The sequence below is a fragment of the Sphingomonas sp. 77B genome (assembly GCF_056497825.1).
Genome location: NZ_JBWMBY010000001.1, coordinates 2471532 through 2487492 on the forward strand (window position 1 = coordinate 2471532; position 15961 = coordinate 2487492).

Annotated in this window: 16 protein-coding genes; 7 read left to right on the plus strand and 9 right to left on the minus strand. The window is 66.4% G+C overall.

From position 1 onward, the window contains the following. Positions 1-52 precede the first annotated feature (52 nt). From AC1GI4_RS11665 to AC1GI4_RS11685, 5 genes are all read right to left on the minus strand, one after another. On the minus strand, positions 53-436 hold the full coding sequence (locus AC1GI4_RS11665) for a DUF2141 domain-containing protein (RefSeq protein ID WP_294268548.1): 384 nt from the start codon (positions 434-436) through the stop codon (positions 53-55). Continuing rightward, complete coding sequence (locus AC1GI4_RS11670) at positions 339-1172, minus strand: sterol desaturase family protein (protein WP_479630396.1); 834 nt, start codon at positions 1170-1172, stop codon at positions 339-341. Before AC1GI4_RS11670 ends, AC1GI4_RS11665 begins: the two co-directional genes overlap by 98 nt. A gap of 485 nt (positions 1173-1657) precedes the next feature. Continuing rightward, positions 1658-2170 (minus strand): GNAT family N-acetyltransferase, encoded by a 513-nt coding sequence (locus tag AC1GI4_RS11675; RefSeq protein ID WP_479629607.1) that lies wholly within the window; start codon positions 2168-2170, stop codon positions 1658-1660. Between the two features lie 10 nt (positions 2171-2180). Then, the gene (recQ, locus tag AC1GI4_RS11680; protein ID WP_479629608.1) at positions 2181-3950 is read right to left on the minus strand and encodes a DNA helicase RecQ; all 1770 of its coding nucleotides are present in this window, start codon (positions 3948-3950) and stop codon (positions 2181-2183) included. A 50-nt stretch (positions 3951-4000) separates the two neighbouring features. Beyond that, complete coding sequence (locus tag AC1GI4_RS11685; protein WP_479629609.1) at positions 4001-4279, minus strand: hypothetical protein; 279 nt, start codon at positions 4277-4279, stop codon at positions 4001-4003. A gap of 554 nt (positions 4280-4833) precedes the next feature. Here AC1GI4_RS11685 and AC1GI4_RS11690 point away from each other — a divergent pair. The 4 genes from AC1GI4_RS11690 (at position 4834) to AC1GI4_RS11705 (ending at position 7855) form a co-directional block, all read left to right on the plus strand. Continuing rightward, the gene (locus AC1GI4_RS11690; protein ID WP_294268655.1) at positions 4834-5118 is read left to right on the plus strand and encodes a CsbD family protein; all 285 of its coding nucleotides are present in this window, start codon (positions 4834-4836) and stop codon (positions 5116-5118) included. Between the two features lie 172 nt (positions 5119-5290). Next, positions 5291-6277: an alpha/beta hydrolase gene (locus AC1GI4_RS11695; protein ID WP_479629610.1), complete on the plus strand. Its 987-nt coding sequence runs from the start codon at positions 5291-5293 to the stop codon at positions 6275-6277. A gap of 49 nt (positions 6278-6326) precedes the next feature. Further along, on the plus strand, positions 6327-6908 hold the full coding sequence (locus tag AC1GI4_RS11700) for an LOG family protein (protein WP_294268659.1): 582 nt from the start codon (positions 6327-6329) through the stop codon (positions 6906-6908). Next, positions 6905-7855, plus strand: coding sequence for a phytoene/squalene synthase family protein (locus AC1GI4_RS11705; RefSeq protein ID WP_479629611.1), 951 nt, complete (start codon positions 6905-6907; stop codon positions 7853-7855). The genes AC1GI4_RS11700 and AC1GI4_RS11705 overlap by 4 nt, the downstream gene beginning before the upstream one ends. A 38-nt stretch (positions 7856-7893) precedes the next feature. Here the strand turns inward: AC1GI4_RS11705 and AC1GI4_RS11710 are convergent, their stop codons facing one another. Continuing rightward, positions 7894-8124 (minus strand): hypothetical protein, encoded by a 231-nt coding sequence (locus AC1GI4_RS11710; protein ID WP_294268662.1) that lies wholly within the window; start codon positions 8122-8124, stop codon positions 7894-7896. 121 nt (positions 8125-8245) lie between these two features. On the opposite strand from AC1GI4_RS11710, the gene AC1GI4_RS11715 reads away from it, so the two are divergent. Then, positions 8246-10216, plus strand: a complete 1971-nt coding sequence (locus tag AC1GI4_RS11715; RefSeq protein WP_479629612.1) for a S9 family peptidase — start codon at positions 8246-8248, stop codon at positions 10214-10216. 341 nt (positions 10217-10557) lie between these two features. Next, on the plus strand, positions 10558-12384 hold the full coding sequence (locus AC1GI4_RS11720) for an ABCB family ABC transporter ATP-binding protein/permease (protein ID WP_479629613.1): 1827 nt from the start codon (positions 10558-10560) through the stop codon (positions 12382-12384). 121 nt (positions 12385-12505) lie between these two features. Here the strand turns inward: AC1GI4_RS11720 and AC1GI4_RS11725 are convergent, their stop codons facing one another. From AC1GI4_RS11725 to AC1GI4_RS11735, 3 genes are read right to left on the minus strand one after another with little or no spacing between them, the layout of a single operon-like run. Further along, the gene (locus AC1GI4_RS11725) at positions 12506-13747 is read right to left on the minus strand and encodes an SAM-dependent methyltransferase (RefSeq protein ID WP_294268668.1); all 1242 of its coding nucleotides are present in this window, start codon (positions 13745-13747) and stop codon (positions 12506-12508) included. 18 nt (positions 13748-13765) lie between these two features. Continuing rightward, positions 13766-14509, minus strand: coding sequence for a molybdopterin-dependent oxidoreductase (locus AC1GI4_RS11730; RefSeq protein ID WP_479629614.1), 744 nt, complete (start codon positions 14507-14509; stop codon positions 13766-13768). After that, a complete protein-coding gene (locus tag AC1GI4_RS11735) occupies positions 14506-15240 on the minus strand; it encodes a cytochrome b/b6 domain-containing protein (RefSeq protein ID WP_479629615.1) in 735 nt (244 codons plus the stop codon). The genes AC1GI4_RS11730 and AC1GI4_RS11735 overlap by 4 nt, the downstream gene beginning before the upstream one ends. A gap of 25 nt (positions 15241-15265) precedes the next feature. Between AC1GI4_RS11735 and AC1GI4_RS11740 the strand changes: the two genes are divergently transcribed. Beyond that, positions 15266-15889 (plus strand): flavin reductase family protein, encoded by a 624-nt coding sequence (locus tag AC1GI4_RS11740; protein ID WP_294268674.1) that lies wholly within the window; start codon positions 15266-15268, stop codon positions 15887-15889. The last annotated feature ends 72 nt before the right edge of the window (positions 15890-15961 follow it).

Consider the following 15961-nt stretch of genomic DNA (forward strand, 5'->3'; position numbering starts at 1 on the left):
CAGTTATCCGAAATGCAACGCGACGGTAACGATTTCGCTCCGGCGGATTGTGTCAGAAGATGTACCGCATCTTGATCTGTTGTGTTTCGGCAACAGAATCGAGCGTGAACCGCGCCGCCGAGAAGCGCGGCGGGCCGAAGCGGATCGCCGGATTGCGCGAAAAGCCGAAGCCTTCGCGCGGGATGCCCGCCAGCGTGTCGAGCTTGGCGTTGTTGTTCTCGTCATGGATGACGGCGGCGGCGTAATTGCCGTGCGGCAGGCCGTCGAGGCGGATGCCCCGCTGCCCGGCGGGAACCGAGCGGGTTAGCGCGCGGGCATCATCGACGCATTGCGGGAAGTTATCCGGGTCGGCGGTCAGGCACAGCCGGATCATGCCCTTGGCCGAGCGCAACTGGTCGATCCCGATGTCCAGACGGCTGACCGGCGCGGCGCTCATCAATGGCAGGGCGGCCAGCACCAGAAGCACGGCGCGCGGCCTGCGCATGCGCGCGCGCGAAATCCCCGAGCCCCCGGTCGGTGCCGCACAGTCGATCCCAGAACCGGAAATAGAGTCCATAATTGCACCCATATTGCTCATGATGCCGTTGATGATGGCTTGCGGTGATGAGCCACCCCCCCAGGTGCCCCTGCCACAGGAATCGCGGAAAAATCTCCCAACCCATGTGGTTGGTCACGCCCATAACGGTCATGATGGTCAGCACCAAGCCGAGTGCGCCGATGTGAATCGGAATCACGAACACAAGTAGCGGAATTACCACAGCGCCGGTCACCGCCTCGATCGGGTGGAACGCCATCGCGGCCCAGGCGGTCGGCGGACGACTGGCGTGATGGACGGCATGCGCGGCCTTGAAGACGGCGGGCCGGTGCATCCAGCGATGCGTCCAGTAGAACCAGGTATCGTGCGCGATCAGGTACAGCAGCACCGAGACCGGCCAGTACCAGAGCGGCCAGGCGTGGATGTCGGCATAGATTTGCGTCCAGCCGCGATTTTGCCAGCCCCAGGCGACGATCCCGGCAGGTACGCCATAGATCGCGGCGGAGGCCAGGCTCCACCAGATTTCGCGCCGGATCTGCGGGTCCAGCCCGGCATAGAGGTTCGGATGCCGCGACCTGGTCGCCAGCGCGAACGCCCCCGAGGCGAGCAGATAGCGGACACCGACGATCAGCGTCATGGCGATGGCGGACAGGATCAGGGCAAGCGTCACCGGGACCTTGTACCCTATCGGGGGCGGGGCTTGAACCGCGAACGTCCGGAGCGCGGTCTTTTGTTCGCGCGGAGGCGCGGAGAGGTTGGCCCGCCCATCGGCGTCGGCCACCCATTCGTCCGCTGCCCCCGCCGCCCCGCCGATGATGAGAAGCGGCCTGTCGGCCGGGCGCACCCACTCCGCGTCTCCGCGCGAACCCAATACCAAACTCCGTTCAGGCTGAGCGAAGTCGAAGCCCACGCCCACGCATCACCCTCTCGGCAAGCGCATCCCGTGCACTTCGACTTCGCTAAATGAGAGCGGAGGTCCAAGGCCTTCCATTCCTCCCCTGTAAGGGGAGGGGACCAGCGAAGCTGGTGGAGGGGTGTCACTCCTCTCGAGAGCGGGACACCCCTCCGTCAGGGCTTCGCCCTGCCACCTCCCCTACAAGGGGAGGAATAGGCCGAGGGTGTCTATCCCCGGTGAAAGATCAGAATCCTCCGGTCGTGATAAACCCCCTCGACCGACGCGCCATAGCCCAGTTTCTCCGCCAGCCTGATCGACGCCCCATTTCCCGGATCGATGATGCAGCAGGTCCGCGCGATCCCCTGCGCCTCCGCCCAACCGAGCACCGCACGCATCGCCTCGCCCGCATAGCCCTTGCCCTGCGCTGCCGGGACCAGCGTCCAGCCCACCTCCGGCACCGTCAGTTCCGGCATGATCGCACGCCGCGATTCGAGAAGGCCGATGTCACCCATCACCTGCCCGCTCGCCCGGTCGCATACCACCCAGGCGCCATAGCCGAACACGGTCCAGCACCCGACCGACCGCAACAGCCGAATCCAGACATCTTCGCGAGCGCGAGGCTTGCCGCCGATCATGCCGTATACCGCCGGATCGGCCCACATCGCCGCCAGTGCGTCGAGATCGTCGGGATGATGGCCGCGCAGGGTCAGCCGCTCGGTCGTCAGGGTCGGGGCGCTCATACCCCGCAGCCTATCCCGCCTCGCGGATTACCGCCAGAAAGGCCTCGCCATACGCGTCCAGCTTGCGCGCGCCGATGCCCGACAACAGCGACAGCGCCGCGCGGCTGCTCGGCCGCTGCGCCGCCATGTCGCGCAGCACCGAGTCGTGGAAGATGACGTAAGGCGGCACCCCCGCCTCCTGCGCCAGCTCGCGGCGCTTGGCGCGCAAAGCCTCGAACAGCGGATTGTCTGCCGGATTGGCGGCGACGGGCGCGGCGCGGCGACCCTTTTTCTCGCGTTTGGGCGGCACGACCAGCGACAGCCGCGCCTCGCCCTTGATGAGCGCGCGCGCGGCGGGGCCGAATTCCAGCCCGCCATGGTGATTGGTGCGCAGCGCGTCGCGCAGCAGCAGTGCGCGGTGGACGGGCTTCAGCAGCGCCACCTCGTCGCCCGACACGATGTTCCACACCGACAGCGCCTCATGCCCGTTCATCAGGCTGCGCTCGCTCGACTGGCCGGTCAGCACCTGCTCGATATAGCCCGCGCCGAACATCTGGCCGGTGCGGAACACCGCCGATAGGAATTTCTGTGCGGTCGTCGTCGCATCGACCGCATCGGGGGAGCCGAGGCAATTGTCGCAATTGCCGCAATCCTCGGCCAGTTCCTCGCCGAAATGCCGCAGCAGGATCCGCCTGCGGCAACCACCCGTCTCGACCAGCGCGCCCAGTGCCGACAGCCGCGCGCGCTCGCCCGCCTGTCGTTCGGGTTCGACCTCGGCCATGCGCTGCCGTGCGCGGGCGAAGTCGTCGGCCCCCCAGAAGAGATGCGCGACCGACGGATCGCCGTCGCGGCCCGCACGGCCGGTTTCCTGATAATAGGCCTCGATCGACTTTGGGAGTCCCGCATGGGCCACGAAGCGCACGTCGGGCTTGTCGATCCCCATGCCGAAGGCGACCGTGGCGCAGATCACCATGTCTTCGGAGGCGACGAAATCGGCCTGGTTCTTCGCGCGCACCGCTGGGTCCAGCCCGGCATGATAGGCACGTACCGGGCGGCCCGTCCGCGCCAGCGCCTCGGCCAGCTTCTCGGTCGCCGCGCGGGTCTGCGCATAGACGATGCCGGGGCCGGGCGTGTCGGCCACCACGCGCGCGATCTGGAGGTTCACATTCGCCTTGGGGCTGATCGCATAGCGGATATTGGGACGGTCGAAGCCCGAGACGATCATGCCTTCGGTGGGGATGCCCAGCTGCTTGGCGATGTCGGCGCGGGTATGCGCATCGGCGGTCGCGGTCAGCGCGAGCCGGGGGACGTCGGGAAAGGCGTCCATCAGCGGTTCGAGCAGGCGGTAATCGGGGCGGAAGTCATGCCCCCATTCGCTGACGCAGTGCGCCTCGTCGATCGCGAACAGGCTGAGCGGCGCGGAGCCGAGCAGCTCGCGGAAATGCCCCGACGACGCGCGCTCGGGCGCGACGTAGAGCAGGTCGAGCTGGCCGTGGCGGAAGCGTGCCACCGTCTCGGCCCGGTTCTGGTCGACGCTGGTCAGCGTGGCGGCGCGGATACCGACCGCCTCGGCCGCGCGCAGCTGGTCGTGCATCAAGGCGATCAGCGGGCTGACCACGACGCAGCATCCGTCCATCATGACGGCGGGCAACTGGTAGCAGAGCGACTTGCCCGCCCCCGTCGGCATCACCGCCAGCGTGCGCTGCCGGTTCAGCACACGGTCGACCACCTGTTCCTGCACACCCCGGAACTGGTTGTACCCGAAAACTTCGTGGAGCTTGGCAAGGGGGTCGGCGACCATCGCCGTGCATGTAGCGATGCGGCGGGGGCGGGGGAAGGGCGGGGGTGGCCTTAGATCGGAGGGCGGGAGGCGGATCGGCTGTAATAGGTCACGAACATACCGCGTCCTCCGGCGCCCGGGGCGAAGGTCGTGCCGCTGAATTCATAGCCCTTGGCCGCCATATCCTGCATCAGCGCGTCCGACTGAACCGCCTCCATGACGTCGTTCGTACTGCCGCCGGGCATGCTCTCGATGCTCCCCGAAACCTGGCAGGCGGAGAGGCCGCAAATGACATCGATCTTGCGTCCTGCCGAGCCGATGCCCTTCAACTGGTCATAGCGGGTTTGCACGTAAATCTCCGCTCGGGCCGCATCGGGACTCTTGCGTCGTTCATAGGCCAGTCTCTGGCGCATATTCTCGATAGGGCCGCTGAGCAGGTCGACCGGCGGCGGACCATCGTCCGGTTGCGGCTGCGGCGCCGACGTAACGGGGGCGTTTCGATGGGTCGCGCGGCAGGCATGGCGGCGGCGATTTTGGCCGGTGTGGGCGTCGCGGGCAGAACCTCGGGCCCATGGCGCACCACGATGACGGGGGCAGGTTCGGGGCGAGGATCATCCCGACGATGCGTCGCATAAAGGAAGATGCCAGCCCCGATGGTCGTCACGGCGATTCCCGCCAGCACCGTATTTCGCATTCCAGACCTCCGGCATCGCCGCAAAGTGCCGCGAGTGTGCCGTCCTTTCCGCCGCAAGTCCACAAATCATAACGATTTCGATTCAATGGCCTGCTCGATTGGCGGATGGGTAGGGTCCTTTTGTCGAATAGTGCAAAGATACCAGGAAACATCCGCGCACCCCGGGGTTTTGACCCTCCATCATCCCTGAAACCAATACGGAGATGCTCGATGAACACCGATACGATGAATGGCGCCGCCACCGACTTCGGCGGTAAGGTCAAGCAGGGCATGGGCGCCATGCTGGGCGACAAGTCGATGGAAGCCGAGGGCAAGGGCGAACAGCTGAGCGGCAAGGCACAGAAGACGTTCGGCGACGCCAAGACCAGCGTCGACCAGACGGTTCGCCCGCTGCTCGACCAGGCACGCCAGTTCGTGAAGGATCGCCCCTTCGCCTCGGCGGCACTGGGCGGCGTCGTGGGCCTCGCGCTGCTGAACACGCTGCGCGGCAAGTAAGCCAAGCGGCATCAGGAAAGGGGGCGGTGCCGTTGGTCGGCGCCGCCCTTTTTTCATGTCCATCGCCCCGGCATGAGAAAAGCTCTCGTCTGTTGCGAGCAATCATGCTTTGTCGGCGATATCCGGCACCCGTAGCGTACCCCCCATCCATGCCATTGTGGAGGAGGCGGACGTGTCGCGGTTCGGAATCTTGCTGGCCTTCGGCCTGACCCTCGCCGGGACTGTCTCCGGCGAGACGATCCGAAAACCGCCTCCATTCGACAAGCATGAACGCGTCGGGGCGTGGCAACCTGCCGATGGCGGGGTGCAGACTCCGCTCTGGCCCAAGGACATAGTCCTTGCCAAACCCGATAGCGGCGACCGGCCGGAGGCGACCGGCAACGGCACCGGCATGGTCGGCGGCCGCCTCTGGCATTGGGCCAGCTATGTCACGCGGCCGACCATGACCGTTTATCGGCCAAAGGGCCGTAATAGCGGGGCGGCCATTCTCGTCCTGCCCGGCGGCGGGTTCGGAGTGGTGGCGACCGATCTGGAAGGCACCGAAATCTGTGGCTGGGCGGTGCGGCAGGGCATGACCTGCGCCATGCTGAAATACCGGGTGCCGCAGGCCTGGCCCCGCGTGGATGGCCGTCAACAGCGGCCGAAGCGTCTCCTGGCGCTGGAGGACGCGCAGCGTGCGATGGCATTGCTGCGCGCGCAGGCGGCGACCTATGGCATCGATCCACACCGGATCGGCGCGATCGGCTTTTCGGCGGGGGCCTATCTGGTCGCCAATTTGAGCAATACGACGGAGCGGACCTATCCCGCCGCCGACGCGGCCGACCGATTGTCGTCACGGCCCGATTTCGCGATCATCGCCTATACCGCGCGAATGCTGGACGACAGCAAGGGGCGCAACAGCCTGGAGCTGCGCCCCTGGGTGACGATCAGCCCCCAGGCACCGCCGACGCTGATCCTCCATGCGATGAACGATCCCATGGACAATATCCGCCAGCCACTGGCCTATGCGCTTGCGCTGAACGACGCAGGTGTCCCGGTCGATATGCGGGTCTATGCCAGGGGTGGACATGCCTTCGGCCTTCGCCCGACCGCCGATCCGATCACGATCCGCTGGCCCGGCCAGGTCCGGCAATGGCTGCAGGATATCGGCATGATGTGAACCGCAACCCCGCTTGCCCCGTCCGGCCCCATGGCCTAGCGCTGGCGGCATGAAGCGATTGGCCATTTACTGCGGGTCGGCGACCCCCTCCGACCCCCAATATATCGAGACCGCCCGGGCCGTCGGGCGCGGGCTGGCGGAGCGGGGGATCGGCGTCGTCTATGGCGGCGGGCGGCTGGGCCTGATGGGCGCGGTGGCGGATGCGGCGCTGGCGGCGGGCGGCGAGGTGATCGGCATCATCCCGCAGGCGCTGGTTGATGCGGAAGTCGCGCATCGCGGCCTGACCGAACTGCACGTCGTGCCCGGCATGCACGAGCGCAAAAAGGCGTTCACCGACCTGTCGGACGGGTTCATCACCATCGCGGGCGGCACCGGCACGATGGACGAGCTGTGGGAGGCGCTCAGCTGGGCGCAGCTGGGCTATCATGCCGATCCGGTCGGGCTGCTCAACACGGGTGGCTATTACGACCATCTCGTCGCCTTCTGGGAAAAGATGGGCGAGGTCGGTTTCCTGCGGCCGCAGCACCGCGAGCTGCTGATCGTCGACACCACGCTCGACGGGCTGCTCGACCGGATGGGCGCGCATGTGCCGACCCAGCCGATCGTGCGCATGAACGCGGACGACCTGTGAGCGACACTGCCGCCCCGACCGAGCGCGATGCGCTGGTGGCGGCGGCGCGGGACTCGATCGCCAAGGGCTCGAAGAGCTTCGCGGCGGCGAGCCTGTTGTTCGATCCCGAGACGCGCGCGCGGGCCTGGCTGCTCTATGCCTGGTGCCGCCGCTGCGACGACATCGCCGACGGGCAGGATCATGGCCATGGCATGACCCGAGTCGCCGATGCGCCCGCGCGGCTGGCCGAATTGACCGAGAAGACCGAGGCGGCGCTGGCGGGCCGGGTGGTCGGCGACCCGGCCTTCGATGCGCTGCGCGTGGTGGTGGCAGAGACGGGGATGCCGCATCGCTGGCCCCGCGACCTGATCGCCGGGTTCGCGCTGGATGCCGAGGACTGGCGGCCCGAGACCGAGGACGACCTCTATCGCTATTGCTATCACGTAGCGGGCGTCGTCGGCTGCATGATGGCGGTGACGATGGGCGTCGCGCCCGATGACGACGCGGTGCTCGACCGCGCCTGCGACCTGGGGATGGCGTTTCAGCTCGCCAATATCGCACGCGATATTGCCGAGGATGCGGGGGCAGGGCGGCATTACCTGCCCCGCGAGTGGCTGGCCTATAAAAGTATCGCACCCGATGCGATCATGGCCCCCTCGCACCGGCCGGGCCTGAGCGCGCTGGCGCGGCGTCTGACCGACCAGGCCGCCCGGTTCGAGGCGAGCGCGCGGATGGGCACGCCCGCGCTATCCTATCGCTCGGCATGGGCCGTGCTGTCCGCGGCGGCGATCTACGGCGCGATCGGCCGAAAGGTTGCCAAGCGGGGGCGCAGGGCCTGGGACAGCCGGGTCGGGACAGGCAAGCTGGAAAAGCTGGGCTTCATGACGCGCGCCGCTGTGCAGGCGGCGAGGCGGGACAGGATGCGGATCGTGCCGCGTGATCCGACCCTGTGGACGCGGCCGCGCTGAATCCTCACCGTCGCGCAGGCTGAACGGGGGGCGGGGCGTTACCCCCGCGTCGGCTTGCGCTCGGCCTTGGCCATCTGCGCGCCCATGCGGCGGCAATCGGCGCCGATCACGGGATAGGGCACGTCGGTGTTGGCGGCGATGCGATTGGCCAAATCGGCGCGGCACTGGGCCATCGTTGCGTAGCGGGCGGGCACCATCCGTGCCTCGGTGCAGTCCACACTGCCGTCGCCACAGCCCAAGATCGCCATCACGTAGAAAATCGGTTCCATACAACCGCCTCCCTGCGACTTTCAACGTCGGGGCATGGCCGGTGTTCCGTATTTCCCCCTTGCCGCCCACATCGCGAGGTGACATGCTGAAGTAATACGGTTCATGAACGGGGAGCATGAGATGGTATTCAAGGCATTACTCGCGGCCGGTGCGGCGATGATCGCGGCGCAGGCGACTTTGGCGGCGGACGTGCCGCTGATCCCGCGTGCCAAGCTGTTCGGCAATCCGACCAAGATCGGCGGGAAATTGTCGCCCGACGGGAAATGGATCAGCTTCATCGCGCCGCGCGATGGCGTGTTGAACGTCTGGGTCGCGCCCATCGCCACCCCCGATCAGGCGCGTCCCCTGACCGCCGAGAAGACGCGGCCGATCCGCCAGGCCTTCTGGTCGCCCGATTCCAAGTCGATCCTGTTCGTCAACGACAAGGGCGGCGACGAGAATTTCCTGCTCTACGGCGTCAATGTCGCGACCGGCGAGCAAAAGGCGCTGACCCCGTTCGAGAAGACGCGGGTCCAGATCATCGGCACCAGCGAGACGATCCGCGACCATATCCTGGTCGGCGTCAACAATCGCGATCCGCGCTGGCATGACGTCTATGACCTGAACCTGACCACCGGCGCGCTGACCAAGGTGATGCAGAATGACGGCTATGCCGGGTTCCTCGCCGACGACCAGTTGAAGCTGCGGCTGGCGTCGAAGGCACGGCCCGATGGCGGATCGGACTATTACCGGGTCAACGGCACGACGGTGGAGGCGCAGCCGGTGGTGCAGTACGGCCTGGACGATTCGCTGACCACCGCGCCGATGGGGTTCACCGTCGACGGTAAGACGCTCTACTGGATCGACAGCCGCAACCGGAACACCGCCGCGCTGATGGCGCAGGACATGGCGACGGGCCAGATGACGGTGGTGGGCGAGAGTCCCAGGGCCGATGTCGACAGCGGCCTGTTCAACCCGCGCACCGGCCGGGTCGAAGCCTATGCCGTCGACTATCTGAAGAACGAATATGTGCCGGTGGGCGACGCGGTGAAGGCCGACCTGGCGTTCCTGAAGGCACAGAACAAGGGCGAGTTTTCCATCGGATCGCGCACCGATGCGGACGACAAATGGCTCGTCACCTTCGATCCGGTCACCGCGCCCGCCTCGACCTGGCTGTATGACCGCAAGGCGAAAAAGCTGACGCCGCTTTACGTCAGCCGCCCCGAACTGGCCGATGCGCCGCTGGTGCCGATGGAGGCGGTGGAGATCCCGGCGCGCGACGGGCTGAAGCTGGTGTCCTATCTGACCCGGCCGAAGGGCGTGACGGGTCCCGTGCCGATGGTGCTGTTCGTCCATGGCGGCCCCTGGGCCCGCGACGGCTATGGCTATAACGGCTATCACCAGTGGCTCGCCAATCGCGGCTATGCCGTGCTGTCGGTCAATTATCGTGGGTCGACTGGGTTCGGGAAGAAGTTCATCTCGGCGGGCGACCTGCAATGGGGCCGCAAGATGCATGACGACCTGATCGACGCGGTCGACTGGGCGGTCAATCAGGGGGTGACGAGCCGCGACAAGGTGGCGATCATGGGCGGCTCTTACGGCGGCTACGCCACGCTGGCGGGCCTGACCTTCACGCCCGACACCTTCGCCTGCGGCGTCGACATCGTCGGGCCGTCCAACCTGTTCACCCTGCTCAAGACGATCCCGCCCTATTGGGAGGCGGGCAAGCAGCAATTCTACAAGCGGATGGGCGATCCCACCACCGAGGAGGGCCGCGCGCTGCTCAAGGAGCGTTCGCCGCTGACCTTTGTCGACCGGATCAAGAAGCCGCTGCTGATCGGGCAGGGCGCCAACGACCCGCGCGTCAACGTGGCCGAAAGCGACCAGATTGTTGAGGCGATGGCGGCCAAGTCCATCCCCGTCACCTATGTCGTCTTCCCGGACGAAGGGCATGGCTTTGCCCGGCCGGTCAACAGCATCGCCTTCAATGCGGTGGCGGAAAATTTCCTCAGCCCCTGCCTGGGCGGCCGCGCCGAGCCGATCGGCGATACGTTGAAGCCCTCTACCGCGCAGTTGAAGCATGGCGCGGAGTTCGTGACGGGGTTGAAGTAGATGGAAAGCCCCTCCTCCCGACAGGGGGGAGGGGTTTGGGGTGGGGGGCCTTGCCACGGGCGACGTGGCTGGGTGGCGAAGCCCTCCCCCATCCCCTCCCGCCTGCGGGAGGGGAGCGGCTAGAGGCGATCGTTCGCCTTCATTACATCGGGTAAGCCATAGTTTCCCCCAAATACTACAAGACTCCCCTCCCGCAGGTGAGTTTCAGATAAACGATGCGGGGCATCGTTTATCTGAAACTGGGCTTGGGGGAGGGAAGGCCACAGGCGACCCCGCTCGCGACCCCCCAAAACACCACCCGCCATTGAACTTGCCGCCGACTTCCCCAACATGGGTTCGACATGCCCCCGATAGATCCCACCGCCGGCACGGCCGACCGGCCGCTGCTGCCGACGCTTCGTCGTTTCCTCCCCTATCTCTGGCCCGCCGGAGAGCCTGGGCTTCGCGCGCGGATCGTGGGGGCGATGGCGCTCGTCATCCTGTCCAAGCTCGTTCAGGTGCTGGGCGCGGCCTATACGTTCAAATATGCCGTCGACCGGATGGCCGGGGGCGACCGGGGGGCGCTGACGCTCGTGATCCTGCTGGTCGTCGGCTATGCGGGCGCACGGTTCGCCACGACGCTGTTCGACAATCTGCGCAACGCGGTGTTCGAGATGGTCGGGCAGGACGCAACCCGGCGGCTGTCGGCGGACGTGTTCCGCCATCTCCACCGCCTGTCGCTGCGTTTCCATCTGGAGCGGCGGACGGGGGCCGTGACCAAGGTCGTCGAGCGCGGCACGAAGAGCATCGACACGATGCTGTACTTCCTGCTGTTCAACATCGCGCCGACCGTGCTGGAACTGGCGCTGGTGCTGACCATTTTCGGGCGTAGCTTCGGCCCCGTGCTGGTGGTGACGACGATCGCGATGGTCGTCCTCTATATCGTCTTCACCCGCAAGGTGACCGACTGGCGCAATGCGCTGCGCACGCAGATGAACGACCTCGACACCGGCGCGGTCGCGCATGCGGTCGATTCGCTCCTGAATTTCGAGACGGTCAAATATTTCAATGCCGAGGAGCGTGAGGCGCGGCGGTACGAAACCGGCGTCGCCGCCTATGCGCGCGCCGCGACCAAGTCGGAAAATTCGCTCGCCTGGCTCAATGTCGGGCAGGCGGCGATCACCAGCCTGATGCTGGGCTTCGCGATGGCCTGGGTCGTGCGCGAATGGAGCCGGGGCACGGCATCACCGGGCGACGTGGTGCTGGTGTCGACGCTGTTGTCGCAGCTGTTCCGGCCGCTCGACCTGCTCGGCATGGTCTATCGCACCATCCGCCAGGGGGTGATCGACATGGGCGCGATGTTCGACCTGATCGACACGCCCGCCGAAGTCGTCGACACGCCCGGCGCGCCGCCCTTGCGTGTGACCGGCGGGCACGTCCGATTCGACCAAGTCGTGTTCGGCTACGACCCCGAGCGCATCATCCTGAAGGGGCTGACCCTCGACATACCCGCAGGCACCACCTGCGCGGTGGTGGGGCCGTCGGGCGCGGGCAAGTCGACGCTCGCGCGGCTGCTCTATCGCTTCTACGACGTGAATTCCGGTGCGATCACCATCGACGGCCAGCCGGTGTCGGCGGTGGCGCAGGACAGCTTGCGGGCCGCGATCGGCATCGTGCCGCAGGACACGGTGCTGTTCAACGAGACCATCGGCTACAACATCGCCTATGGCCGCGAAGGCGCCGATCAGGACGATGTCGAGCGTGCGGCCAGGGGCGCGGCGATCGCCGACTTCATCGAGCGCCAGCCCCAGGGCTATGCGACGCGGGTCGGCGAGCGCGGGCTGAAACTGTCGGGTGGCGAGAAGCAGCGCGTGGCGATCGCGCGCACGCTGCTGAAGAACCCGCCGATCCTGATCCTGGACGAAGCGACCAGCGCGCTCGACAGCCGAACCGAGGCGGACATCCTGGCCACGCTGCAGGCGATCGAGCGCGGGCGCACTACTTTGGTCATCGCGCACCGGCTGTCGACCGTGGTCCATGCCGACCAGATCGTCGTCCTCGACGGCGGCCGGGTGGCCGAGCGCGGCACGCATGGCGAATTGCTGGCCAGGGGCGGGCTCTACGCCGAAATGTGGACGCGTCAGGCCGCCGAGGTCGAACAGGCCGAAGAGGATGCGCTGCCCGCCTGAACGATCCATCCCTCGGGGCATGTCTCTGCGGAACGGCTGGCAATGGGAAGGGGTGTCACCGCCAGCGGCGACACCCCTCCCGGACTGCGACCTCCCCTTGGCAGGGGAGGAATGACACGGCTCAGTCCCGCAGCGCGCGTTCGCCCTCGAACATATAATCCCGCGTGACCGGCACCGAGAGCCGCCCGCGCGTCAGCTGCACCTGGTAGTTGCACAGGCCGCCATTGCGGAACGCCGCGCCCGCGCCCGCGAGATAGAACAGCCACATGCGGTAGAAACGCTCGTCATACAGTTCGACGATGCGGTCCTTCGCCGCCACGGTGCGGTCGTACCAGATGTCCAGCGTCCAGCCATAATGGCAGCGCAGCACCTCGACATCGGTCAGGAACATGCGCAGCCCCTCCTGCGCGCGGACGATCTCCGACAGCGCGGGGTTGTAGCCGCCGGGGAAGATATATTTGGTCGTCCAGTCGTCGGTGACGCCCGGCCCGTTCAGCCGCCCGATCGTGTGGAGCAGCATCACGCCGTCCTCGGTCAGCAGGTCGCGGCACTTGCGGAAGAAGGTGCGATATTGCGGCGGCCCGACATGCTCGAACATGCCGACCGACACGATGCGGTCGAACTGGCCCCCAAAAGCCTCAGGGGTGACGCGGCGATAGTCGATCAGCTCGAACTTCACCTTATCCGATACGCCCAGCGCCTCGGCCCGCGCGCGCGCGACCTTCAGCTGTTCCTCGGACAGGGTGACGCCCAACACTTCCGCGCCGCACTTCTGGTGCAGGTACAGCGCCATGCCGCCCCAGCCGCAGCCGATGTCGAGCACCCTCATCCCCGGCTCGATCGCCAGCTTGGCCGCGATATGGGCCTTCTTGTCGCGCTGCGCGCGCTCCAGATCGTTCTGCGGATCGGTGAAATAGGCGCAGCTATATTGCTTGTCGGTGTCGAGGAAGAGTTCGTACAGCGTGCCCGACAGGTCGTAGTGATGCGCGACGTTCTTCTTCGACCGCCGTTCCATGTTGATCCGGTCGATGCGATGCTTGATCGCGCCCGCCGCGCGAACCAGTCGCGACGGGTTCAGGTTCGCACGCCCCGCCTCCCATTTGTCGTTGGCGGTCAGAAGCTCGACGAGATCGCGGACATCGCCCTTCTCGACGACCAGGCGGCCGTCCATGAAGGACTCGCCCGCCGCCAGCGCCGGATTGCGGACGATCTGCCCGGCGACTTGGCGATCCGTGAAGCGGATCGCGACATCGGGGTAACCGGGTTCGGGCGAGCCGAACTCGCGGACCTTTCCGTCATGATGGGTGAGAGACAGGCGGCCCTTGCGAACCGCGCGCGACAGAAACAGATCGATCAGCGCCATACGGCACGCCCTAGTGTCTTAAATCCCGGCATACCAGTCATAATCGACGTGATCTTCCCAGTAACCGCCCTTGCCCAAACCTATGTTAGCCAGGCTTTCGACCGCATCGATCCGCATCAGATATTTGGCGTGCTTGTATCCCAGCTGCCGCTCGACGCGCAGCCGCAGGGGGGCGCCGTGCCCGATATCCAGCATCCGCCCGTTCATGCCCCAGGCCAGGATCGTCTGGGGATGGAAGGCGTCGATCAGGTCGATCGATTCATAATAGGGCTGGCCGCCATAGAGGTCGGCACAGGTGAAGACGATGTAGCGCGCCCGCGTGCTGATATCGGCGGCCTTCAGGATATTGCCCAGCATCGGCCCCATCCATTCGCCGATCGCGCTCCACCCCTCGACACAGTCGTGGCGGGTGATCTGGCGGCGTGCGGGGAACTCGCCGATCTGGCGCAGCGACAGCGACAGCGGCTTGCCCACCAGGCCGCCGACCTTCAGCCGCCAGTCCTCGAACCGATTGGCGGCCAGCGCGGTATATTCGGGCGTGCCGGGGTTGCGCGTGCCGTTGGTGCGGAAGATCGGCGACATCTGGTCGCGGCGATATTCGGGGGCGAGCGCCCCCCGGTCCATCAGCGCGCGTTGCAGGCCTTTCTGCATATCCTCGCCCGCGAACAGGATCTTGCGCGCGGTCGGCTGCTGGATCACCTTGTCGCAACCGGCGAGCAGCAGTCCCGCGCCGCCGGTCAGGATCGTACGACGCCGAATCATTCGGAAACCCTCCAGCGGCCGGTAATCATCGACCGCATCTCGTTCAGCGGCCCCGCCAGGATGACGAGCACCAGATGCACGATCAGAAACAGCGACAGCGCGGTCGCGGTGATGAAGTGGATGGAGCGCGCCGATTGCCGCCCGCCCAGTACCTCCAGCACCCAGGGCCAGGCGGCGTTCATGCCCGGCGACAGCGCGATCCCGGTCAGGATCGCGAGCGGCAGCGCGACGAACACCACGCCCGCATAGCTCAGCTTCTGGAAAAGATTGTAGGCGCGAGGATTGTGCGCGTCATGGAAGCGCAGCGCCAGATGCTGGCGAAAGTCCGCCCAGATCGCCGCCGGACGCAACTCGCGCCCCCGGATTCGCAGGTCACGCTGGAAATGCCGCGTGACAAGGCTGCCGATCATATAGGCGAGCAGCCCGAAGCCCAGCACCAGTGCGAAGAACAGATGCCAGCGCCGCGAGATCGCCAGATTATAGCGCGCCGGGATGGTCAGCCAGGCGGGGAAATGCGGCAGGGTCGCCCAGGCGTGATCGAAGTTCGCGCCATATTGCCCCCAATAGAGCCGGGGATGCGCGTTGGAGATGCCCAGTCCCGACCCCAGCAGGATCAGCACCGCCACCGCATTGACCCAGTGCCAGATGCGCGTCACCCAGCCATGACGGCGGATGACGGTTCCGGCACCCTCGGGGGCTCTTTCCGGCTCGGTCGGCGTTCCGGCTTCCATTCCCACTCCTTCTTGGTGACCGTCCATGATCGATAACTGGCATTTCTACGAACCCGTCAACGGTCATGGGCTGGCGCATGATCCCTTGAACGCGATCGTCGCCCCCCGCCCGATCGGCTGGATCGGCAGCCGGTCGGCGGCGGGCGTCAACAATCTGGCACCCTACAGCTTTTTCAACGTCTTCAACTACCGTCCGCCGCTGATCGGCTTTTCGTCGCAAGGGTGGAAGGATTCGGTCGCCAATATCGCCGAGACGAAGGCGTTCACCTGGAACCTCGCCACCATGACCCTGGCCCAGGCGATGAATGCCAGCGCCGCGACCGTGCCTGCCGAAGTCGACGAGTTTTCCCTGGCAGGCGTGACGGCCGAGGATGGGCGACTGGTCGCCGCGCCGCGCGTGGCCGACAGCCCGGTGTCGTTCGAATGCCGCCTGACCCAGTTGATCCGGCTGGAAACCAAGGAGGGGAAGGAACTCGACCAGTGGCTGGTCATCGGCGAGGCGGTGGGCATCCATATCGCCGCCGACCTGATCGAAAACGGCATCTACCAGACCGCCCGCGCCCGCCCGATCCTGCGCGGCGGCGGCCCGGCCGATTATTTCGAGGTGACGGAGGGTGCGCGTTTCGAAATGCGACGGCCCGACGCCTGATCGGTCGAGGAGATGGGGCGGCCCCGGACGCCCGAAATTGGTTACGGCTTTGTAACCTCCAGCTGTCATGAT

Coding starts and splice junctions, on each gene's coding strand:
- AC1GI4_RS11665 (WP_294268548.1), bottom strand. CDS start 436: ATGAGCGCCGCGCCGGTCAGCCGTCTGGACATCGGGATCGACCAGTTG.
- AC1GI4_RS11670 (WP_479630396.1), bottom strand. CDS start 1,172: ATGACGCTGATCGTCGGTGTCCGCTATCTGCTCGCCTCGGGGGCGTTC.
- AC1GI4_RS11675 (WP_479629607.1), bottom strand. CDS start 2,170: ATGAGCGCCCCGACCCTGACGACCGAGCGGCTGACCCTGCGCGGCCAT.
- recQ (WP_479629608.1), bottom strand. CDS start 3,950: ATGGTCGCCGACCCCCTTGCCAAGCTCCACGAAGTTTTCGGGTACAAC.
- AC1GI4_RS11690 (WP_294268655.1), top strand. CDS start 4,834: ATGAACACCGATACGATGAATGGCGCCGCCACCGACTTCGGCGGTAAG.
- AC1GI4_RS11700 (WP_294268659.1), top strand. CDS start 6,327: ATGAAGCGATTGGCCATTTACTGCGGGTCGGCGACCCCCTCCGACCCC.
- AC1GI4_RS11710 (WP_294268662.1), bottom strand. CDS start 8,124: ATGGAACCGATTTTCTACGTGATGGCGATCTTGGGCTGTGGCGACGGC.
- AC1GI4_RS11715 (WP_479629612.1), top strand. CDS start 8,246: ATGGTATTCAAGGCATTACTCGCGGCCGGTGCGGCGATGATCGCGGCG.
- AC1GI4_RS11720 (WP_479629613.1), top strand. CDS start 10,558: ATGCCCCCGATAGATCCCACCGCCGGCACGGCCGACCGGCCGCTGCTG.
- AC1GI4_RS11725 (WP_294268668.1), bottom strand. CDS start 13,747: ATGGCGCTGATCGATCTGTTTCTGTCGCGCGCGGTTCGCAAGGGCCGC.
- AC1GI4_RS11730 (WP_479629614.1), bottom strand. CDS start 14,509: ATGATTCGGCGTCGTACGATCCTGACCGGCGGCGCGGGACTGCTGCTC.
- AC1GI4_RS11735 (WP_479629615.1), bottom strand. CDS start 15,240: ATGGAAGCCGGAACGCCGACCGAGCCGGAAAGAGCCCCCGAGGGTGCC.
- AC1GI4_RS11740 (WP_294268674.1), top strand. CDS start 15,266: ATGATCGATAACTGGCATTTCTACGAACCCGTCAACGGTCATGGGCTG.